Source organism: Gordonia alkanivorans, from assembly GCF_004011905.1.
Taxonomy (GTDB): Bacteria; Actinomycetota; Actinomycetes; order Mycobacteriales; family Mycobacteriaceae; genus Gordonia; species Gordonia alkanivorans.
Window position 1 is genome coordinate 4,116,648 of record NZ_CP027114.1, and the last position, 20,847, is coordinate 4,137,494.

Genomic DNA, 20,847 nt, shown 5'->3' on the forward strand with positions numbered 1-20,847 from the left:
ACCGCTGACCAGTGGATTCACCATCCGACGGCGCACGTGGGCGGCCGCGTCCCCGGCGTGCGGTACCGCCGGAGCCGGGCAGCCGGCGCACTCCGGATGCCGACAACGGCCGACGGCCGGTACGCGGCGAACGCGCTGGTGAACCGGGGCGGCCTCCCCACGGTGCCCGCCCGCGTCCCGTGGACGCCGAGGCGGCCGGTCCCCGACGCCGCGTGGTTCGGCGTGCTCCCGAGGCACCGACGCGTGCCGATTCCGCGGAGCGGGCGCGACGCCAGCCACCTCCGGAACGTATCCCCGCCCGCGACGCCGAGGGCATGCCCCGACGACGCCCCGGCGAGGAGCGTGATCCTCGCCGGCGTGTCCCACCGCAGGATCCTGCGTCCCCCCGCCGTCCGCGTCGTGCCGACGAGCCTCTCGGTCGACGCTCGTCCGGCGAGATCCACACGCGCTCGAAGCCCGCCGAACGCCGGCGACCCGCACCTGAGGACCCCACACCTCGGGACACCGCCCGCAAGCGTCGACCCCGTCCCGACCCCGGGCAGGCTCCCGCGAAGAAGAGCGCCGCGAAGAAGGCAGCCGGACCGCGGAAGGCAGCGTCGCCGAAGTCGCCCGCCCGGAAGGCAGCCTCTCCCAAGGCGACTGCCGGTGAGGGCACGGTCGGGACCGGCTCCCCCGAGAAGGGCGCGCCGAAGTCCGGAACACCGAGGACGGGCGCACCGGCGACGCCGCCGACCGCACCGCCCGGCACCTCGACGCGCCCTCGCGCCGGTTGGGCGTCCGGAGCCGGCTGGGGCCGCGCGCTGATCGCGATCGCATCGGTCGCCGTGCTGCTGTGCACCGGCTACGCCTGGAACACGATGTCCGATCTGGAGACTCGCATCACGCAGCTCGGTGGACTCGGCCTGGGCGGCGCGAAGGACGGCGCCGTCGACATCCTGTTGGTGGGCACCGACTCCCGCACCGACGCGAAGGGCAACCCGCTCTCGCCGGAGGAGATCAAGCTCCTCCGTTCGGGCGAGGAGGTCGCCACCAACACCGACACCATCCTGTTGGTGCGCATCCCCGAAGACGGTTCGTCGGCCACCGCGATCTCGATCCCGCGTGACTCGTACGTCGACGTTCCCGGAATCGGCATGAGCAAGATCAACGCCGCCTACGGCACCACCCGCGAAGGCGTGCGCGCCCGTGCCGTCGAAGCCGGGCAGTCACCTGAGGAAGCGGAGAAGGAAGGCACGCTCGCGGGCCGGAAGGCGTTGGTGGACACCGTCGCCAACCTCACCGGCGTCCAGGTCGACCACTACGCGGAGGTCGGTCTGCTCGGTTTCGTCCTGCTGACCAATGCGGTCGGCGGCATCGACGTCTGCCTCAACGCACCGGTTCGGGATCCGTTGAGCGGCGCCCGATTCCGCAAGGGTGTCCAGACGCTCAACGGCCCCCGCGCGCTGAGCTTCGTGCGCCAGCGCCACGGACTCCCCCGCGGCGACCTCGACCGCATCACCCGTCAGCAGGCCTTCATGGCCTCGCTGACCCAGAAGGTGCTGTCCGCAGGCACTCTCACCGACCCGGGCAAGCTCTCCGAGATGCAGAACGCGGTGGCGCGCTCCATCGTGATCGACGACGGCTGGAACATCATCAGCTTCGCCGAGCAGCTGAAGGACCTCAGCGGCGGGCGGGTGAAGTTCGCGACGATCCCGATCGTCACCGAACAGGGCTGGAGCGAGGACGGTCTGCAGTCCGTCGTCGAGGTCGACCCGCAGGCGGTGAAGACCTACACCAGCGATCTCCTCACGCCCAAGCAGACGGGCGGTGACACCCAGCGCGGCGACTTCAAGGTCGACGTCGTCAACGCCGGCACGATCGACGGACTCGGGTCCAATGTGGCGAACATCCTGACCAACAAGGGTTATCAGTCCGGTGAGACCTCCAGCGGCAAGGCCGACACCAAGGACTCGGTGGTCTACGCCAAGGAGAACGGTGACGCCGCCCGGCTGCTCGCCAAGGATCTCGGCGGCGTGAAGGTCGTCGAGGACCCGAAGCTCGCCGACGACCGACTCAAGGTGATCCTCACCAACACCTACGCCGGTCCGGGCGGGCTCGGCGACACCGGTGACCAGACCGACAACACCCCGGCCAGTGAGCGCGTCGGCAACAAGCGGCCGCCGATCACCGCCGGGAACGAGGGGCCGATGTGCGTGAACTGAGCACTTACGACACCGTCGCCGACGCGATCTTCGGTGCGGTGACCGATCATTCGCGTCCGCTGCTGACCTACTACGACGAGGCGACGGGCGAGCGCACCGAGCTGTCGGCGGCCACCCTCGGCAACTGGGCGGCCAAGACCGCCAACTATCTGGTGGACGAGATCGGCGTGGACGCCGGGGATGTCGTCGTGGTGGACCTGCCCGAGCACTGGCAGACCGCCGGAATCCTGCTCGGCGCACTGTGGTCCGGCGCCGATGTCCGCATCCCGGGACCGGACGCCACCGCGGCCGCGTCGGAACCGCTGGTGGTCTTCACCTCTCGCGACCGTCTCGACGACCATCCCGATGCCGACGAGGTCGTGGTGGCATCACTCGATCCGTTCGCGCTGCCCCTGCGGGATCTCCCGCCCGGGGTCGGCGACTACGGCAGCGTCGTGCGGGTGCACGGCGACCAGTTCGTCTCGCGGTCCCCCGCCGTCGAGGCGCTCGACGGCACCCCGACGGCCGAGGTGATCTCCGAAGCCCGCACGGTCGCCGAGCGCGACGGCATCGCCGCCGGTACCCGCGTGGTGTCGACGCGCCCCTGGCACACCGCATCAGGCGTTCTCGCCCACCTGCTCGCACCGATGATCGCCGGAGGCAGTCTCGTGCACGTCGCCAACGCGACCGCGGAGCGGGTGACCGCGATCGCCGAGGTCGAGAAGGCCGGCGTCGTCTTCGCCGAATAGCCGCAAATCCCGCACGGCCCGCAAGATCGGAGCTGATACGGCACAGTGGGGACATGCGACTACCTGACGCACTGGCCCGATTCAACAAGATCGTCACCAATCCGATACAGCGGATGTGGGCACCTCACCTGCCACCGTTCGCCATGGTCGAGCACGTCGGCCGCAAGTCCGGGAAGACGTATTCGATCCCGGTGCTGGCCTGGGTCGACCGGGACAAGCTCACCATCGTTCTCACGTACGGCAGGCACACCGACTGGGTGCGCAACGTGCAGGCGGCCGGTTCCTTCGCCATCGTCCGCAAGGACAAGCGTTATCGGGTCACCGGGCCCCGCGTCGTGCCGTCGGACTCCCCCGACCTCGCCGGCGGCGCCAAGATCTTCGCGATGCCCTTCGAGTCGGCGCTCCTCGGCACCCTCCACAAGGACTGACCCGCGATGGCCGACGATCCGCTCGACGACTTCACCGCGGAGGACGTAGCGCTGCGCGGTGACACCCGCCGCGTCTACCGCAAGGGCACGGGCCCCGCGGTCATCGTGATCGCCGAGATGCCGGGCATCAGCCCGAAGGTCGCGAATGTGGCCCGACGCATCGCAGATCTCGGCGCAACGGCCGTCATGCCGTCGCTGTTCGGCGTCGACGGTCAGGACCCGCGACCGGACAACCTCGGCCGTGTGGGAGCGGTGCGCAACATGCTGGGCACCATCGCCAAGACCTGCATCACCCGCGAATTCACCATCCTCGCAACGGGAAAGACATCACCGGTCGCAGCATGGCTGCGCGAACTCGCCGCCCGCGAGCACGACCGCTGCGGCGGCCCCGGGGTGGGCGCGGTCGGGATGTGTTTCACCGGCGGCTTCGCGCTCGCGATGGCGACCGACGAACGGATGCTGGCGCCGGTGCTCTCGCAGCCGTCGTTGCCGTTCGCGGTGCTTCCCGGGCGCGCCCGCGCGATCGACGTCGACGCCGCCGATCTCGCCAAGGTGCAGGCGCGGTGCGCTCGCGGTCTCGAGGTGATGGGTCTGCGCTTCGCCGGCGATCAACTCTCGCCGCGGTCGCGATTCGCCTATCTCCAAGAGCTTCTCGGCGACTCGTTCATCGGGATCGAACTCCCCGACGACGCGGCGAACCCGGATTCGATGTTCCCCCGGCCGCATTCGGTGCTGACCGAGGACCTCTACGACGAACCCGGACAACCCACCAGGGAGGCGTTCGACCGGGTGCTGCACTTCTTCACCGACAAACTCGGTCTGCAGCCCACCACTCCGGAATCGCCTGCCGGACAGGGCTAGTCGCCGAGCAGTTCCTGCTGCAGGGCGGCATCCTTGTCGAGGACCATCTGCTCGAGGCCCTTCTGGAAGGACACCATCCGTTCCTGCAGGGCGGGGTCGGACGAGGCGAGGATGCGCACGGCGAGCAGACCTGCGTTGCGCGCGCCGCCGACCGAGACGGTCGCGACGGGCACGCCTGCGGGCATCTGCACGATCGACAGCAGCGAGTCGAGTCCGTCGAGGTGACGCAGCGGCACCGGCACACCGATGACCGGGAGCGGGGTCGCCGAGGCGACCATGCCCGGAAGATGCGCTGCCCCACCGGCTCCCGCGATGATGACCTCGATGCCGTTGGCGGCGGCGCCGGCGGCGTAGTCGAGCATCCGCTGCGGGGTGCGGTGCGCGGAGACGACACCCACCTGGAACGGCACGTCGAATTCGGCGAGCGCCTCCGCGGCGGCCTTCATCGTCGGCCAGTCGGAGTCGCTGCCCATGATCAGGCCCACGCGGGGACCCCGGAACTCTGCGGTCTCACTCATGAATGCACATCCCATCCGTCGGTCCACGTCGCGTGCGACATCCACTGCGCGGCACGCTCGGCGCGCTCACGCACCGATTCCATCGATTCACCCTGGCGGCCGACGACGTTCACGTGGCCGATCTTCCGGTCGCGACGCTCGCCCTTGCCGTACAGATGCACCTTCGCCTCGGGCATGCGCGCCATCAGGTGGTGAAGACGTTCGTCCATGGACATCTCCGGGGCGGTCGGCGCGCCCAGGATGTTGGCCATCACGGTCAGCGGCGAGGTCGGTGCGGTGTTGCCCAGCGGGTAGTCGAGGACGGCACGCAGATGCTGCTCGAACTGCGAGGTGACCGCGCCGTCCATCGTCCAGTGACCGCTGTTGTGCGGACGCATCGCGAGTTCGTTGACGACGAGCTCGCCGTCGACGGTCTCGAAGAGTTCCATCGCCATGACGCCGACCACACCGAGTTCGTCGGCGAGCCGCAATGCCATCTGCTGTGCCTGCTCGGCGACCGCGTCGGAGAGATCCGGTGCGGGTGCGAGGACGACGGCGCACTGGCCGTGACGCTGGATCGTTTCCACGACCGGCCACGCCGCGCCCTGCCCGAACGGGGACCGGGCGATCATCGCCGACAGTTCGCGCAGCATCGGCACCTTCTGCTCGGCCAGCAGCGCCGGAGCATCGGACGGGTACTCGTCGAAGACCGCGAGCGCCTCGTCGGCGCCGTCGACCAGCCAGACCCCACGGCCGTCGTAGCCGCCACGGACCGCCTTGATGACGATCTCCCAGTTGTTGGCCTCGCCGAACTCGATGAGACGTGCGCGGGCGGCGGCACGGTCGCCGGCGAGATCGGCGAACGCCGGTACCGGCAGACCCAGCTCGGCCAGGCGAACGCGCATGGCCAGCTTGTCCTGGGCGAAGTGCAGCGCCTTCGACGGCGGCAGGACCGCCACCCCTTCGGCTTCGAGTGCCTCCAGGTGGCGCAGCGGCACACCCTCGTGGTCGAAGGTCAGTGCAGCGGCACCCGCGGCCGCGCGGCGGAGGTCGTCGAGTTCGTCGTGCGAGCCGAGGACGATGTCGGCGCTCACCTGTGCGGCGGGATCGGACTCGGATGCGGCCAGGACACGCAGACACTGTCCGAGGGCGATCGCCGCCTGATGGGTCATCCGGGCGAGTTGTCCGCCACCGATCATCGTGACCTTCGGCATACCCGACGCCGCCCCGGCAGTGCGCGCCGTTTCAGGAGTGGGTGGCACCGTGGAATTCGAGGTCACAGGCCCGGGCACAGGCGCTCCATCCGGCTCGCGTGGATTCACGCGAACCATCGTGGCACGTCGGGTCGGTCATCCGCACAACCGCCCGGAGAACTGTCCCCGGTGTTTTGTTTCGTACACTCAGATCTTGTGCCATTGATCGACGAGCTGATCGCTCGCCTCCCAGCGCCGGTCCGACGGCTCGTGATGCGGCACCACGAACTCATCAAGTTCGCGATGGTCGGCGGCACCACGTTCATCTTCGACCTCGCCATCTTCTACAGCCTGAGCCTCACGATCCTCGAGACCAAGCCGGTGATCGCCAAGGTCATCGCCGGTGTGCTGGCGACGATCCTCAGCTACATCCTCAACCGCGAGTGGGCCTTCAAGAACCGCGGCGGCCGGGAACGGCACCACGAGGCGCTGCTGTTCTTCATCATCAGCGGGATCGGCGTCATCCTCCAGGCCGCACCGTTGTTCGTCGGGAACAACGTGTTCGACATGCGGTCCAACCTGAGTGTGTCCGAGGTCGTGGTCGTCGACTTCATCCTCGGTTACGTCATCGGCAACCTGATGCAGATGGCCTTCCGGTTCTGGGCGTTGCGCAAGTTCGCGTTCCCGGAGGAGCTCCTGCGCGGCGGCGATGCCGGGTCCACCGACCTGCACCCGACGCTCGCCGAACTCAACGATGAGGAACTCGGTCACGCGTGACGTCGGTGTCCGAGTCGTCCTGGCCCGGATCCTCCTGCTCGCCCGGCTCCTCGCCGTACCCGCTGGCATACCGGGCCGGGACGACGATCGCGAAGACCGGGGGACGTCGCACGGTGAGTTCCAGTCGTCCTCCGTCGGCCTCGATCAGCGCCCGCGCCAGAGACAGTCCGACGCCGCTGCGACCGGCGCCCGGCCGCTTCCCTGCCGAGAAACCGCGCCGGAAGATGTGCGCGGAGATCTCGTCGGCCACCCCCTCGCCCTCGTCGGCGACCGTGATACGGACCAGTTCGCCGGCCTGCAGCGTGCTCACGTCGATCCGACACATCCCGCGGCCGTGCTGTAGGGCGTTGTCGACCAGCACGCTGACCGCCTCGCGAAGCCGCCCGGACTGCGAGGTGAGTGCCTGCGGCGCCCCGTCGACCTCGACGGTCAGCTGACGGCCCTGTGCCTCGAAGGCGTGGCGGAAATCCTCGACCAGCGTGGTGAGCATCTCCCCGACGTCGATGAAGTGCGGTGCCGGTTCGTCGGCGCGCGAGGCCTCCACCAGTTCGTCGAGTTCGGTGGCGAGTCGTTCGACCTGATCGAGCGCGGCCTCCGCCTCGGTGACCACTGCCGGGTCGTCGTGCAGCGTCAGCTCCTCGAGTCGCAGCTGGATGGCGGTCAGCCGGCTGCGCAGCTGATGCGATGCGTCGCCGGCGATCTCGCGTTCCCGCTCGAGTCGCAGTGCTTGCGCGGTGTTGGCGTCGGCGAGCGCCCGAGACACCCGGTCGAGTTCGGCGATGCCGTACATCTTCCATTCGGTGCGGAAGTCGGCGCGCCCGAGCGTCGCCGCCCGGTCGGCGAGATCGGTCAGGGGGTCGACGATCCGGCCGGCGGTCACCGCGGCCACCACCGAACCGCCGATCACCGAGGTGAGGACGACCAGCAGGACGATCCCCGTCGCGGTCAGCTGGTCGTCGCGGACCTTGTCGCGCGGGATGGACAGGGTCAGCGTGCCGGCAGCGCCCAGGCCGATGGATTCCGACAGCCGGGGACCCCCGATGTCAGCACCCACGACCATCCGCTGACTCGTGCCCTCCAGATCGGGATAGGTGATCGTCAGGCGGCCGTTCGGCGGCAGGAGCAATTCGAACGACTCCCGGTTGACGGAGTCGCGCGGGATACGACCGTCGGCGCCCTCCTCGCGGATGAGCTGATCGGCGATGATCTTGAGCCGGTTGTCCAGATCCTGGTGGGCGTTCTCGGCGACCCACCACCAGGCCACCACGCTCAAGGGAATGCCGAGCAGACAGCCGACCGCGATCAGGACGGCGATCATCGTGGTGAGCAGGCGTCGGCGCATGGAAGCCGGGTGGCGCATCGAAGGCGGTCGGATGGGCATCGGCTCAGGGGTCGAAACGGAAACCGACACCGCGCACCGTCACGATGTGCCGCGGGCGACTGTGACGGTCGTCGCCGATCTTCCGGCGCAGCCACGAGATGTGCATGTCGAGGGTCTTCGACGACCGCAGATCCGCCGACCCCCAGACCTCAGTGAGGATCTCCTCGCGCGTCACGACCTCACCGGCACGCTCCATCAGGAATCGCAGAAGGTCGAATTCGCGGTTCGCCAGGGTGAGGTCCTGTCCGTCGGCGAGAACGCGGCGTGCCCGGGCATCCAGCCGGATCTCACCGCCCTCGAGCACCTCGTCACCGTCGCCGGGCTGGCGGCGCCGCAGTAGGGCGCGTACGCGGGCGAGGAGTTCGGCAAGCCGGAAGGGTTTGCCCACGTAGTCGTCCGCGCCGGCGTCGAGGCCGACGACGAAGTCCACCTCGTCGGTGCGCGCGGTGAGCATGAGGACCGCGAGTGCGGGTCGCTGGGCGCGTACCCGCCGGCAGACCTCGAGTCCGTCGAGGACCGGTAGCCCGAGGTCGAGGATGAGGAGTTCGTAACGGCTGTCGAGCGCCTTCTCGAGCGCGTCGGCGCCGGTGCTCACGACCTCGCACCCGTATCCCTCACGGGTCAGCGCGCGCGCGAGCGGTTCGGCGATCGCGGCGTCGTCCTCGGCGAGCAGCACGTTGGTCAACGCTCCCGCGCCCCTCTGTTCTCGGGACGGTCGGCGGGTCCGTCCGGGTCGCCGTAGCCGTCGTCGGGGTGATCGTCGTCGGCGTACATCTCGAGCACCTCGTGGTAGAGCAGCGAGTGGACCTTCTCCACCTGTGGGATGTCGTCGAAGGACAGCGGTTCGTCGGAGGCCGACTCGATGACCAGCGTGCCGGTCCGCAGCATCCGGTCGATGACGCCGTGGCGGAATTCGACGGTGTTGATGCGCCGGATCGGGATGTCGATCCCGGAGCGCGTGAGGATTCCGTTGCGGAACATCACCCGGCGGTCGGTCAGCACGAAGTGCGTTGTCTTCCAGGACAGCAGCGGCCGGACGAAGTACCAGGCGAGGCCGAGCGCCCACGCCACGCCGACGACGATCAGCAGCACCGTCCGCGGGGTCGGGCCCAGCGACGATCCGGTGATCACGCCGGCCAGGACACCCGCGGCCGCGGTGATGATCGCGAACAGCAGGAACGGGCCGAGCAGACACTTCCAGTGTGGGTGCCGGTGGAGAACCACACGTTCACCGGGCGCCAGGTTCTCCCGCGGGTAAGCCATGCGGCTCAGCATAATCGGGACGGGCGTGCCCGGGGGCACGCTGAGTAGACTGCGAGGCACCAGTACCGATCGACTGCCGGGCACGTTGGGGCGGTCGGCGAGGAGAATGTGATGACCTACCAGGACCCGCGGGGCCCGCACCGCGATCCCGATCCCCGGACCGCCCGCTACGAGTCCGGCTACAACCCCGATTCGCGTGCCTACAGCCAGCAGGGCGCGCCCTACGAGGAACCGTATCGCGACCAGTACCCCGCCGAGCCGTACGGCGGCGGGTACGCCGAGCAGCCGCGGCCGGACCGGGCGCCGCGACGCGGACCCGACGTCAACCCGGTGACCTTCGCCGGCGGGGTGGTGATGACCGGTGTGGTCACCGGCCTGGCGGCCTGGCTGGTCGCGTGGATCATCTCGGCCTTCGTCGAGAAGGTGAACGAGTCCGGCAAGCTCGGGGTGTGGAATCCGGTGGCGGCCAGCGAGATCTGGTTCGGCGTCGTGGGATTCCTGTGCGCACTCGCCGCGGGCGCCCTCTGGTACGTGCTGCAGCTGATCACGCCGGCGCCCAACCAGTTCTACCGGTGGATCGTCGGCCTGCTGCTGGTCGCCGCGGTGCTGATCCCGATCCTCACCTATCAGCAGACCTCGGTCGGCATCGAGACCGCGATCCTGCACTTCGTCATCGGCCTGCCACCGCTGACGATCATCCCCGCGATGGGCATCAAGAGCCTGCAACGCTAGGTCCCGCCTGTCGCCGGCTGAGCCCCGTCGAAGTCAGACCGGCCGCAGGTGCGTGACGTCGCCGGCGGCCGCGATCACCTGCCGCCCGTCGGCGTCGACGACGATCCGCCCGGATGCGTCGACGCCGGTCGCGGTGCCGACGACCTCCTCGTCGCCGGGCAGCACCAGACGTACTCGGCGCCCGATGGTGTCGCTGTCCTCCCGATACCGCGCCGCGAGTCCGTCGACGTCGTGCGGCCAGAGGTCGAGGAGCTCCGACAACGCCCGCAGGTACGACGCCGCGAGCTCGGTGAGCGGTATGTCCTTGCCGGTCACCAGCTGCAACGACGTCGCGGTCGGGACCGGCAGTTGGTCCTGCGTCATCGTCGTGTTGAGGCCGGTGCCGATGACCGCCACTCCCCCGTCCCCGCCGCGGGTGTGGGGCGAACGCGTGTACTCCGACAGGATTCCGGCGGTCTTGCGCCCGTCGATCAGGACGTCGTTGGGCCACTTGAGGGTCGGCCGCACGTCCACCGCCTCGCCGATGCCCTGAACGGCGGCGAGCCCGGCCAGGAGCGACAGCCAGCCGAGGTGTTCGGTGTGCTCACCGACCTCGACCGCCGCCGACATCGCCAGCTGGGTCCCGCGCGGTGCGGTCCACGTCCGAGCGTGACGTCCGCGGCCCGCGGTCTGGTCGGTGGTCAGGCGCACCGTTCCGTCGATGGATTCGGTGGCCGCGCGTGTCACGAGATCGGCGTTGGTCGACCCCGTCGCGTCGACCACCTCGATCCGGTGCCAGCGCGTGTCGGCGAGTCGAGTCCGGAGCAGCTCGGCGTCGAGGGTCATGCCTGAAGAACCTACTGGGGTGTTCGGCGTGGTGATGACCGCCGATGTGCGCCCCTCCGTGCCGCAGCCGGGTGAGACGAATCGCGCTGGACACGCGGGCCGATGGTCACGTGCAACCGTGCAGGCCGATCCCCACCGACCGATCGCTCGGGAACCTGAGGGATATCTCACGTTGATCCGGTTGACGTGGCTCACACCCGGGTAGTTAGCATCGACAGTCATGACCACAGCTTCACGCGACGATTCCGCCGCTCCCGACATCCACACGACAGCGGGGAAGCTCGCCGATCTGCGCAATCGCCTCGAAGAGGCGAAGCACCCCGTGGGCGAGGCCGCCGTCGAGAAGACCCATGCGAAGGGCAAGCTGACCGCCCGCGAGCGGATCACCCATCTGCTCGACGAGGGTTCGTTCGTCGAACTCGACGCGTTGGCCAAGCACCGCAGCACCAACTTCGGTCTCGCCGAACGTCGACCGGTCGGAGACGGTGTGGTCACCGGCTACGGCACGATCGACGGCCGCGAGGTCTGCATCTTCTCGCAGGACGCCACCGTCTTCGGCGGCAGCCTCGGTGAGGTCTACGGCGAGAAGATCGTCAAGGTCATGGATCTGGCCATCAAGACCGGCCGCCCGCTGATCGGCATCAACGACGGCGCCGGTGCCCGTATCCAGGAGGGCGTGGTCTCGCTCGGTCTGTACGGCGAGATCTTCCACCGCAACGTCCGCGCCTCGGGTGTCATCCCCCAGATCTCGCTGATCATGGGTGCCGCCGCCGGCGGCCACGTGTACTCGCCCGCGCTGACCGACTTCGTGGTCATGGTCGACAAGACCAGCCAGATGTTCATCACCGGCCCGGACGTGATCAAGACCGTCACCGGTGAAGAGGTCACGCAGGAAGAACTCGGCGGTGCGACCACCCACATGGCGAAGTCGGGCACCGCACACTACGTCGCCTCGGACGAGGAGGACGCGCTCGAGTACGTCAAGGAGCTCCTGAGCTACCTGCCGAGCAACAACCGCGCCGACGCACCTCGCCTGCCGGTCGCGCAGCCAGCCGCCGGGTCGATCGAGGACACTCTGAACGACGAGGACCTCGAACTCGACACGCTCATCCCGGACTCGCCGAACCAGCCGTATGACATGCACGAGGTCATCCGTCGCATCCTCGACGACGACGAGTTCCTCGAGATCCAGGCCGATTACGCGAAGAACATCATCGTCGGCTACGGCCGCGTCGACGGCCGCAGCGTGGGCATCGTCGCCAACCAGCCGACCCAGTTCGCCGGCTGCCTCGACATCGACGCCTCGGAGAAGGCCGCCCGCTTCGTGCGCACCTGCGACGCCTTCAACATCCCGATCGTCACCCTGGTCGACGTCCCCGGCTTCCTGCCCGGCACCGACCAGGAGTACCGCGGCATCATCCGACGCGGCGCCAAGCTGCTCTACGCGTACGGCGAGGCGACGGTCGGCAAGATCACGGTCATCACCCGTAAGGCCTACGGCGGCGCGTACGACGTCATGGGCTCCAAGCACATGGGCGCCGACGTGAATCTCGCGTGGCCGACCGCACAGATCGCCGTCATGGGTGCCTCCGGCGCCGTCGGCTTCGTCTACCGCAACCAGCTCAAGGACGCTGCCGCGAAGGGCGAGGACGTCGACGCACTGCGCCTCGAGCTGCAGCAGGAGTACGAGGACACCCTCGTCAACCCGTACGTCGCCGCGGCCCGCGGTTACGTCGACGCGGTCATCCCGCCGAGCCACACCCGCGGCCAGATCGCGACCGCGCTCAAGCTGCTCGAGCGCAAGATGGTCAACCTGCCGCCGAAGAAGCACGGAAACATCCCGCTGTGAGTGAGAGCGCCGTGAACGAGAGCACCGAGAAGCCGTTCCTGACCGTCGTCAACGGCAATCCGACCGCCGAGGACCTCGCCGTGCTGGTGAGCGTCCTGGCCGGCGCGGGTGCCGGCGGTGGCGAGCCGGAACCGGAGATCCGCAACGACTGGGGTCGCCCCGTCGATCGTCTGCGTCCGCAGTGGGGCGCACCGTCGAGCTTCACCAACCTGCGCTACTGACACGTGCCTGATTCCCTGATCGGGTCGAGTACACACGAGACCGGGCCGGCCACCGCCGGCCCGGTCTTCGTGCTCGGGTCGGCGTCCCCGGCCCGCCTCCGGGTGCTGCGCGCCGCGGGCGTCGAACCGGTGGTCCGTGTCTCGGACGTCGACGAGGACGCGGTGCTTGCCCAGTTGCCGCCCGGCACCCCCGCCGATGCCGTGGTCGCCGCCTTGGCGCGGGCGAAGGCCGAGGCCGTCGCCTCGCTCCCGGAGATCGCCGGTGCGGCCCAGAACGGCGAGACGGTCGTGGTCATCGGCTGTGACTCGATGCTCCTTCTCGGTGACCGGCTCCTCGGCAAACCGCACACCCCCGAACGTGCGCTGGCCCAGTGGGCCGAGATGCGCGGACGCAGCGCCGACCTACTCACCGGCCATCACCTCATCCGGCTGAACCCCACCACCGGGTCCGCCACCGCGACCGGGACCTCCTCCACCACAATCCATTTCACCGACGCCCACGACGACGTGATCGCGCGCTACGTGGACAGCGGCGAACCGTTGCAGGTCGCGGGTGCGTTCACCCTCGACGGGCTCGGCGGCTGGCTCGTCGAGCGCATCGACGGCGACCCGTCGTCGGTGATCGGGATCGGCCTACCGCTGGTGCAACGCCTGCTGACCGAGGTCGGGCTGTCGGTCACCGACTTCTGGCTGCACTGAGCTGATCGACCTCGAAGAACCCCGGCCGGTACCGCCCGGCGTGCTCGCGAAATTCGTCCCCGTGAGCACCCTCGGAGGGCACATTGCCCCCGTAAGCCCCTGAGGGGGACGAGATTTACGCCCCGCCGTGTGCAATCCCCCGAGGCCCGCTGCACGGCGGCCCAGGTTGACGTCGCGCGCGACCTCAACCTGTGGGAACGACGTCGGCCGAGGTCGAACAGCCGGGCCGATGTCGCATGCGATCTCATTCCGCCCGAGCCTCGAAGGGTCAGCTCACCTCGAAGAACTCCGGCCAGTACCGCTGGAGGCAGTCCACCGGCTGCCCCTGCCGATTGAACTGCGGGCCGGTGAGTCCGATGGTCAGCGCCCGCGCCCGTTCGACCGCCGATCCGTGGCCCATCGCGCCGCCGGTGTCACCGATGATCGGAAGAAGCGTCGCGACCTGCAGGATCTCCTTGGGTCCCAACCCGTCACGCTGGTAGGCGGTGGCAGCCCAGTTCGCGGCCAGGCAGTCGGCGAACAGCTCGCTGTTCTTGCCCTGCGGCAGGCGTCGTTCCGGGATGTCGAAGGCCTCGGCCATCCGGAAGACGACGTTGTGCCCGTACTCGTGGGCGACGACGATGGCCGCGGTGAAGTCGCCGACGATCGGCGACGGCACCCCGAAGACGTTCCCGTCCCAGATGGCGGCGAAGGTGTCGACCGGCAGCACGATGCTGCCCTCGGTCTCCTGCCCCTGCCCGTTGGGTTCCTCGTCCACACCGCAGAAGAAGGCGTTGGCCTCGTCGGACGGGATCCGGTTCGACGCCCCGTCCTCGTCGATGCACTCGGTGGCGAACGAGGTGCCCGACTCGATCAGCACCCGTCCCGGTGCGGGGTCACCCCAGCCGAGTTCGCCGAACCATCCGCCCCAGGTCGCATCGAGGTCGTCGAGCAGCGTGGTGAGGTACTTCGGTACCGCGGTGTCGACGTTGGACGAGTTCACCCCGCTGGTCATGAGTTCCGCCGACGGCGTCGCCAGCTCAGGGCAGTCGTCCGGACTGCAGCGAGTGGGGTCGGCGTTGCTCGGCGTCGACGACGGGATCCTCGACCGCGACGGCGAACTCGGGGTCGGCGACCCCGGTGAGGAGGAGGTCGACGCCGACGACGACGGCGCCGGACTCGACGAGTCGTCGGAGGAGATGAGCGAACATCCGCTCGTCGCGGCGAGCACCGCCACCGCCAACGGGACGCCCCACCGCGCCAGTCGCGAGACACTCCGGCGCTCCACGCGAGCCCCACGTCGTTCGATCATTGGGCGAACTTAGCAGGCAACCACCCCATTGACCTGCGGTTTGTCATCCGACCGAAGCACTGCCCGGACGGCCGCCGCAGACCGCAGCCGATCTGCCACCGGGCAGTCCCGCGGAGCGATGCCCTACCCTTTATCTCCGGGACCGGTCACGGTCCGCGCGATGAATGTCGAGACGCCCGAACGCACCAAGCTGGAGAACAGACCGTGAGTGTTGAAACCGACCCGAATCCGGCCTTCGCCGAGTACGCCCACCCCGAGCGGTTGGTGACCACTCAGTGGCTGTCGGCTCATCTCGGCTCCAAGGGCCTCAAGATCATCGAATCCGATGAGGACGTGTTGCTCTACGACATCGGCCACATCCCCACCGCGCAGAAGATCGACTGGCACCTGCACCTCAACGACCCGGTCACCCGCGACTACATCAACGGCGAGCAGTTCGCAGAATTGATGCGCAGCAAGGGAATCGAGCGCGACGACACCATCGTCATCTACGGCGACAAGTCCAACTGGTGGGCGGCTTACGCTCTCTGGGTGTTCACGCTGTTCGGTCACGAGGACGTGCGTCTGCTCGACGGCGGCCGCGACGCGTGGATGGCCGAGGACCGCGACACCTCCTTCGACGTCCCCGAGTACCCGCGGTCGGACTACCCCGTCGTCGAGCGTGACGACACCAAGATCCGCGCCTTCGCCCCGCAGGTTCTCGAGGTGCTCGGCACCGAGCCGCTCGTCGACGTCCGCTCGCCGCAGGAGTACACCGGCGAACGCACCCACATGCCCGACTACCCCGAAGAGGGCGCGCTGCGTGGCGGTCACATCCCCACCGCGGTGTCGATCCCGTGGGCCAAGGCGGCGGCTCCGGACGGCCGGTTCCGTTCCCGCGCCGAGCTCGACGAGATCTACGGCGACCGCGACAAGGACACCCCGACCATCGCCTACTGCCGCATCGGCGAGCGGTCCAGCCACACCTGGTTCGTCCTCACGCATCTGTTGGGGTACACCAAGGTTCGCAACTACGACGGATCGTGGACCGAGTGGGGCAACGCGGTTCGCGTACCCATCGCGGTCGGCGACACCCCGGGTGCCGCACCCGGCTCCAAGTGAGCCCTGATCGACGATGAGTTTGCCCCCAGCCCTGGCAGAGATCGTCGACGACTTTGCCGCGCTTGGTGATTCGGACAAGATCACCTTGCTCCTGGAGTTCGCCGACGAACTCCCCGACCTCCCTGAGCATCTACAGCAGGAGGCGATGGAACCGGTACCCGAGTGCCAGTCGCCGGTGTTCCTGTCCGTCGACGCCGACGATCCGGGATCGGTGCGCCTGTACTTCACCGCACCGCGCGAGGCACCGACCACACGCGGCTTCGCGGCGATCCTGCACCAAGGACTCGACACCGCCTCGGCACAGGAGATCCTCGACGTCCCGTCGGACTTCTACTACGACCTCGGTCTGGGCAGCGTGGTCAGCATGCTCCGCCTCCGGGGTATGGCGGGCATGCTCGGCCGGATCAAGGCGCAGGTTCGCAATCAGACTTCCGATTCCGGGTCCGACACACCCGGGGCATGAAGTTCATCCAGATCCGCGATGAGCCCATCGCCCCGGGAGGGCTCGTCGAGTGGACTCCCTATGTCCCCGGCGGATTGGGCGCGTGGAACCACGACTCCCGCCTGACCTCGCACAACCACGAGCAGCACCTGCGTGCTGCCTTCGAGTACCGCGTGCAGACGCAGCGGGAGGGCGGGCGGGAGGCGTGGCTGGGACTGTCGATCGAGTTCGACGAGCCGTTGTCGATCCCGGCGATCCGCTCGGTGCTGACCCAGTGGATAGACCGCCATGAGGTGCTGCGCAGCCACGTGGTCATCAAGGGCACCGGTCTGCAGCGGCTCACCACCGACCCGGGCACCGTGAAACTCAAGATGGGCCGGATCGGCTGGTTCCGTGAGTCGGGGCCGCTCGTCGAGCAGCTCGGCGGCTCCTTCGACCGCGCCACCGCGCCGCTGCACTGGCCCGCCTACCTGTTCGCGACGGTGGGACGGGCCGATTCGTTCACCCTGCTGTTCGCCGCGGACCATTCGCTCGTCGACGGTTATTCGCTGATCATGGCCCAGCAGGAGCTCGTCTCGCTGTACCGCGCCGCGAGGGAGCACCGGAGTGCCAACCTGCCCGAGGTCGGCAGCTACGTCGACTTCAGCGCCGAGGAACGACGCCTGTCCGACCAGACCGGCGGCGACCATCCGGCGGTCGCCCTGTGGACGGAGTTCCTGCGCACGGGCGCCGGCGACATGCCCGCGCTGCTGCGGTCGCACGGCGGTGACGCCGAGGACGCCGATCGGCAGTACGTCGAAGAGACGACGATCCCGCAGGAATCGCTGTGGGGTGTCATCGCCGACGACGAGACGGCCAACCGCTTCACCGCGATCTGCTCGGAGGCCGGCGGCACCCTGACCGCGGGCATCCTCGCCGCGTTCGCGATGGTCCACCACGAGATGACCGGCGACGCGGACTTCCGTTGCGTGCTGCCCCGGCACACCCGCAACGACACCCAGTGGCTCACCGCCCTGGGGTGGTTCGTCGGCGTCGCGCCGTTCTGGGTGGACATGTCCGACTCCCCGACCTTCGACCAGGCGGTCAGCCGATCCACCGCCGTCCTGAAGCGGGGCCGTCAGGGCGCCGCGCTGCCGTTCCTGAGGGTGGCCGAGCTCATCGGCCATCGGGGGGAGCCGCGGTTCGTGATCTCGTTCATCGACACCCGGTACGCACCCGGCGCCGGAGCGGCCGATGCCGGCCGCGCGAAAGTGATCCGCAGTCACAGCTACTCACCGCACGAGGTCTACATCTGGATCAACCGGACGCCGTCCGGTTTGCGCTATTCGGCCAGGTTTCCGCGAGAATCCCCGCTCCGCGACTTCGGCGTCGACGAGTCGTCGACCGACATGCCCGCAACCGGAGCGCCGCTGCCTGGTGCGTCACCTTTCCCTCGTGATTCCCAGGCGACCGACATCGATCCGACCGTCGGTCCCGTCCACGCCTACCTGCGCAGTTTCGCCTTACTGGTGCGTCACCTCGGTGACGCGAGCACGTTCTCTCCGGCGTTGTGACCCACGGCTCCACCGAACGATTGCTCGGTGGGCTACTGTATTTGCCGGAAGGTCGCGACGCCCGGACTCCCGGCGTCGTCCGCGCCCTCACCGTCCGCATCCCGGCCGGCGAAGGCTGCACCCCCGTCTTGACCGTTGTCCGACAACCGTGTCGCACGCGCCACCGCGCGTCGTGAGCACCTGAGTACGAGTAAGGCCCAGGAGAACAAGTGCCCAGTACCGCAATCAGCAAGGTCCTCATCGCCAATCGAGGCGAGATCGCTGTCCGTGTGATCCGCGCAGCCCGGGATGCGGGCCTCGCGAGCGTCGCCGTGTACGCCGAGCCCGACGCGGACGCACTGTTCGTCAAGCTCGCCGACGAGGCTTTCGCACTGGGCGGCCAGACCTCGGCCGAGTCGTACCTGGTTTTCGACAAGATCCTCGACGCCGCCGCCAAGTCGGGCGCCGACGCGATCCACCCCGGTTACGGCTTCCTGTCCGAGAACGCCGACTTCGCCCAGGCCGTCATCGACGCCGGGCTGATCTGGATCGGACCGTCACCCCAGTCGATCCGCGACCTCGGTGACAAGGTCACCGCCCGCCACATCGCCCTCAAGGCCGACGCCCCGATGGCCCCCGGCACCAAGGACCCGGTCAAGGACGCCGACGAGGTCGTCGCCTTCGCCAAGGAGCACGGTGTGCCCGTCGCCATCAAGGCCGCCTTCGGCGGCGGTGGCCGCGGCATGAAGGTCGCCTACACCATCGAAGAGATCCCGCACCTGTTCGAGTCGGCGACCCGTGAGGCCATCGCCGCGTTCGGTCGCGGTGAGTGCTTCGTGGAGCGCTACCTGGACAAGGCCCGCCACGTCGAGGCCCAGGTCATCGCCGACCAGCACGGCAACGTCATCGTCGCCGGCACCCGCGACTGCTCGCTGCAGCGTCGTTTCCAGAAGCTCGTCGAGGAGGCCCCGGCGCCGTTCCTGACCGCCGAGCAGCGCACCAAGATCCACGAGTCCGCCAAGGCCATCTGCCGCGAGGCCGGCTACTACGGCGCGGGCACCGTCGAATTCCTGGTCGGCAACGACGGCCTGGTCTCGTTCCTCGAGGTCAACACCCGCCTGCAGGTGGAGCACCCGGTCACCGAGGAGACCGCCGGCATCGACCTCGTGCGTCAGCAGTTCCGCATCGCCAACGGCGAGAAGCTCGAGTTCACCGAGGACCCGGCCCCGCGCGGCCACGCCTTCGAGTTCCGCATCAACGGTGAGGACGCCGGCCGCAACTTCCTGCCGGCCCCCGGCCCCGTCACCGTCTACAAGGAGCCGACCGGCCCCGGCGTGCGCGTCGACTCCGGCGTCGTCGAGGGCGACGTCATCGGCGGCCAGTTCGACTCGATGCTGGCCAAGCTGATCGTCACCGGCGAGACCCGCGAGCAGGCGCTCGAGCGTTCGCGTCGCGCACTGGCCGAGTTCCAGGTCGAGGGCCTGGCCACGGTCATCCCGTTCCACCGCCACATCGTCTCCAATCCGGCGTTCATCGGCGACGGCGAGAAGTTCGACGTCTACACCAAGTGGATCGAAACCGATTGGGAGAACCCGATCGAGCCGTACACCGGTGGACAGCCGATCGAGGAAGACGACGCCGCACCGCGCCAGAAGGTCGTGGTCGAGGTCGGCGGACGACGCGTCGAGGTCTCGCTGCCGGGCGATCTCGCCCTCGGTGGCGGCGGCTCGGCCAATGGTGTCGTCCGCAAGAAGCCTAAGGCCCGCTCGCGCAAGAAGGGCGGCGGCGCTGCCGCTTCCGGTGACGCCGTGGCCGCACCGATGCAGGGCACTGTCGTCAAGGTCGCCGTGGAAGAGGGCCAGGAGGTCGCCGCCGGCGATCTGATCGTGGTCCTCGAGGCCATGAAGATGGAGAACCCGGTCACCGCCCACAAGGACGGCGTGGTCACCGGCCTGTCCGTCGAGGCCGGCGCCGCGGTCACCCAGGGCACCGTGCTGCTCGAGCTGAAGTAACCCCCCGCCGCCTTCAGGAGCGAGGAACCACCCCCGCCGCCTTCAGGAGCGAGGAACCACCCCCGCCGCCTTCAGGAGCGAGGAACCACCCCCGCCGCCTTCAGGAGCGAGGAACCACCCCCGCCGCCTTCAGGAGCGAGGAACCACCCCCGCCGCCTTCAGGAGCGAGGAACCACCCCCGCCGCCTTCAGGAGCGAGGAACCACCCCCGCTGTCTTCAGGAGCGAGGAACCACCCCCGCTGCCTTCAGGTGCGAGGAACCACCCCCGCTGCCTGAGGTGCGAGGAGCGATAGCGACGAGCCACGAAGGCCCGGTGAGATGACCTCCCCGCCTTCGTGGCTCGCTCCTTGATCGAAGGAACGTCGTGCAACCAGTCGAGATCAACGCCGGGACTTGGTATCTGCGTTCGCTTCGTGCGGACGACCGGATCACCGACGTCCCGACGTTGTCTCTTCTCGGGGTCGACGACCCCGGCGAGTACGTGGCGAAAGCCAACGACGACTGGGAATCCGAGACCCGATTCGTGTGGGCCATATGCATCCCCACCACCGGTGAGCTCATCGCTCTGATCGGGGTGACGCCCGACAGCAGCAGCGGGCAGCTATGGGGTCAGGCCCGCGAGGGCTACGACGAGGCGCTCGACGCAGCCATCGGTCCAGTGTCACGCTTTACCGAGGGGGCGTTGGGTCTCACTGTGGCCGAACCCTTTTCACGCACGATCGGCTGAGGGTCTCCTCGGCCACGAGCACGCGACCCGGTTCACACACCACACGAAACGAGCGCGGGGAACCGCGATTGCTCGCCGTTCCCCGCG

At 68.8% G+C, this 20,847-nt stretch carries 22 protein-coding genes; 15 read left to right on the plus strand and 7 right to left on the minus strand.

The genetic code is table 11. From position 1 onward, the window contains the following. Window positions 1–11 precede the first annotated feature (11 nt). Genes C5O27_RS18665 through C5O27_RS18680 form a run of 4 tightly spaced genes read left to right on the plus strand, consistent with a single transcriptional unit; the run spans window position 12 to window position 4,218 of the window. Window positions 12–2,201 carry an LCP family protein gene (locus C5O27_RS18665; protein ID WP_425269575.1) on the plus strand — a complete coding sequence of 730 codons (2,190 nt, stop codon included), beginning with the start codon at window positions 12–14 and terminating at the stop codon, window positions 2,199–2,201. Further along, window positions 2,189–2,929 carry a TIGR03089 family protein gene (locus tag C5O27_RS18670; RefSeq protein WP_127963364.1) on the plus strand — a complete coding sequence of 247 codons (741 nt, stop codon included), beginning with the start codon at window positions 2,189–2,191 and terminating at the stop codon, window positions 2,927–2,929. Before C5O27_RS18665 ends, C5O27_RS18670 begins: the two co-directional genes overlap by 13 nt. A 53-nt stretch (window positions 2,930–2,982) precedes the next feature. After that, complete coding sequence (locus C5O27_RS18675) at window positions 2,983–3,357, plus strand: nitroreductase family deazaflavin-dependent oxidoreductase (protein ID WP_035750728.1); 375 nt, start codon at window positions 2,983–2,985, stop codon at window positions 3,355–3,357. Window positions 3,358–3,363: 6 nt separating this feature from the next. Further along, window positions 3,364–4,218 (plus strand): dienelactone hydrolase family protein, encoded by an 855-nt coding sequence (locus C5O27_RS18680; protein WP_035750727.1) that lies wholly within the window; start codon window positions 3,364–3,366, stop codon window positions 4,216–4,218. Here C5O27_RS18680 and purE read toward each other — a convergent pair. Together purE and C5O27_RS18690 are read right to left on the minus strand one after the other, a co-directional pair. Beyond that, window positions 4,215–4,736 (minus strand): 5-(carboxyamino)imidazole ribonucleotide mutase, encoded by a 522-nt coding sequence (purE, locus tag C5O27_RS18685; protein WP_006360458.1) that lies wholly within the window; start codon window positions 4,734–4,736, stop codon window positions 4,215–4,217. The two genes, C5O27_RS18680 and purE, sit on opposite strands and share 4 nt — an antisense overlap. Next, window positions 4,733–6,046 carry a 5-(carboxyamino)imidazole ribonucleotide synthase gene (locus C5O27_RS18690; protein ID WP_127963365.1) on the minus strand — a complete coding sequence of 438 codons (1,314 nt, stop codon included), beginning with the start codon at window positions 6,044–6,046 and terminating at the stop codon, window positions 4,733–4,735. Before C5O27_RS18690 ends, purE begins: the two co-directional genes overlap by 4 nt. Window positions 6,047–6,124: 78 nt before the next feature. Between C5O27_RS18690 and C5O27_RS18695 the strand changes: the two genes are divergently transcribed. After that, window positions 6,125–6,685 carry a GtrA family protein gene (locus C5O27_RS18695; RefSeq protein WP_035750723.1) on the plus strand — a complete coding sequence of 187 codons (561 nt, stop codon included), beginning with the start codon at window positions 6,125–6,127 and terminating at the stop codon, window positions 6,683–6,685. Here C5O27_RS18695 and C5O27_RS18700 read toward each other — a convergent pair. Genes C5O27_RS18700 through C5O27_RS18710 form a run of 3 tightly spaced genes read right to left on the minus strand, consistent with a single transcriptional unit; the run spans window position 6,657 to window position 9,341 of the window. Further along, window positions 6,657–8,027 (minus strand): sensor histidine kinase, encoded by a 1,371-nt coding sequence (locus C5O27_RS18700; protein WP_035750722.1) that lies wholly within the window; start codon window positions 8,025–8,027, stop codon window positions 6,657–6,659. The two genes, C5O27_RS18695 and C5O27_RS18700, sit on opposite strands and share 29 nt — an antisense overlap. Window positions 8,028–8,070: 43 nt before the next feature. Next, window positions 8,071–8,751 carry a response regulator transcription factor gene (locus C5O27_RS18705; RefSeq protein WP_006359261.1) on the minus strand — a complete coding sequence of 227 codons (681 nt, stop codon included), beginning with the start codon at window positions 8,749–8,751 and terminating at the stop codon, window positions 8,071–8,073. Then, window positions 8,748–9,341, minus strand: a complete 594-nt coding sequence (locus C5O27_RS18710) for a PH domain-containing protein (RefSeq protein WP_006359260.1) — start codon at window positions 9,339–9,341, stop codon at window positions 8,748–8,750. The genes C5O27_RS18705 and C5O27_RS18710 overlap by 4 nt, the downstream gene beginning before the upstream one ends. A gap of 99 nt (window positions 9,342–9,440) precedes the next feature. Between C5O27_RS18710 and C5O27_RS18715 the strand changes: the two genes are divergently transcribed. Then, on the plus strand, window positions 9,441–10,061 hold the full coding sequence (locus tag C5O27_RS18715) for a hypothetical protein (RefSeq protein ID WP_006359259.1): 621 nt from the start codon (window positions 9,441–9,443) through the stop codon (window positions 10,059–10,061). A 33-nt stretch (window positions 10,062–10,094) separates the two neighbouring features. On the opposite strand, the gene C5O27_RS18720 is transcribed toward C5O27_RS18715, so the two are convergent. Beyond that, a complete protein-coding gene (locus C5O27_RS18720; RefSeq protein ID WP_006359258.1) occupies window positions 10,095–10,886 on the minus strand; it encodes a biotin--[acetyl-CoA-carboxylase] ligase in 792 nt (263 codons plus the stop codon). A gap of 220 nt (window positions 10,887–11,106) precedes the next feature. Here C5O27_RS18720 and C5O27_RS18725 point away from each other — a divergent pair, with 220 nt between their 5' ends. The 3 genes from C5O27_RS18725 to C5O27_RS18735 are packed head-to-tail and all read left to right on the plus strand — an operon-like array spanning window position 11,107 to window position 13,655. Continuing rightward, window positions 11,107–12,735, plus strand: coding sequence for an acyl-CoA carboxylase subunit beta (locus C5O27_RS18725; protein WP_005193701.1), 1,629 nt, complete (start codon window positions 11,107–11,109; stop codon window positions 12,733–12,735). Then, window positions 12,732–12,956 (plus strand): acyl-CoA carboxylase subunit epsilon, encoded by a 225-nt coding sequence (locus tag C5O27_RS18730; protein ID WP_035750714.1) that lies wholly within the window; start codon window positions 12,732–12,734, stop codon window positions 12,954–12,956. The genes C5O27_RS18725 and C5O27_RS18730 overlap by 4 nt, the downstream gene beginning before the upstream one ends. A 3-nt stretch (window positions 12,957–12,959) precedes the next feature. Continuing rightward, entirely contained in the window at window positions 12,960–13,655 is a 696-nt protein-coding gene (locus C5O27_RS18735; RefSeq protein ID WP_035750711.1) for a Maf family protein, read from the plus strand. Window positions 13,656–13,923: 268 nt separating this feature from the next. On the opposite strand, the gene C5O27_RS18740 is transcribed toward C5O27_RS18735, so the two are convergent. Then, window positions 13,924–14,649, minus strand: coding sequence for a neutral zinc metallopeptidase (locus C5O27_RS18740; RefSeq protein ID WP_006359254.1), 726 nt, complete (start codon window positions 14,647–14,649; stop codon window positions 13,924–13,926). Between C5O27_RS18740 and C5O27_RS18745 the strand changes: the two genes are divergently transcribed. The 6 genes from C5O27_RS18745 to C5O27_RS18770 all read left to right on the plus strand — a co-directional run bounded on the left by C5O27_RS18745 (window position 14,648) and on the right by C5O27_RS18770 (window position 20,760). Further along, a complete protein-coding gene (locus C5O27_RS18745) occupies window positions 14,648–14,959 on the plus strand; it encodes a hypothetical protein (protein WP_042377591.1) in 312 nt (103 codons plus the stop codon). The genes C5O27_RS18740 and C5O27_RS18745 overlap by 2 nt on opposite strands. A gap of 191 nt (window positions 14,960–15,150) precedes the next feature. Further along, window positions 15,151–16,047 (plus strand): sulfurtransferase, encoded by an 897-nt coding sequence (locus C5O27_RS18750; protein WP_127963366.1) that lies wholly within the window; start codon window positions 15,151–15,153, stop codon window positions 16,045–16,047. Between the two features lie 13 nt (window positions 16,048–16,060). Next, on the plus strand, window positions 16,061–16,510 hold the full coding sequence (locus C5O27_RS18755; RefSeq protein ID WP_006359251.1) for a SufE family protein: 450 nt from the start codon (window positions 16,061–16,063) through the stop codon (window positions 16,508–16,510). Then, complete coding sequence (locus C5O27_RS18760) at window positions 16,507–18,042, plus strand: condensation domain-containing protein (RefSeq protein ID WP_127963367.1); 1,536 nt, start codon at window positions 16,507–16,509, stop codon at window positions 18,040–18,042. Before C5O27_RS18755 ends, C5O27_RS18760 begins: the two co-directional genes overlap by 4 nt. A gap of 209 nt (window positions 18,043–18,251) precedes the next feature. Next, complete coding sequence (locus tag C5O27_RS18765; protein WP_127963368.1) at window positions 18,252–20,033, plus strand: acetyl/propionyl/methylcrotonyl-CoA carboxylase subunit alpha; 1,782 nt, start codon at window positions 18,252–18,254, stop codon at window positions 20,031–20,033. A gap of 364 nt (window positions 20,034–20,397) precedes the next feature. Then, window positions 20,398–20,760 (plus strand): GNAT family N-acetyltransferase, encoded by a 363-nt coding sequence (locus tag C5O27_RS18770; protein WP_127963369.1) that lies wholly within the window; start codon window positions 20,398–20,400, stop codon window positions 20,758–20,760. Window positions 20,761–20,847: the final 87 nt, after the last annotated feature.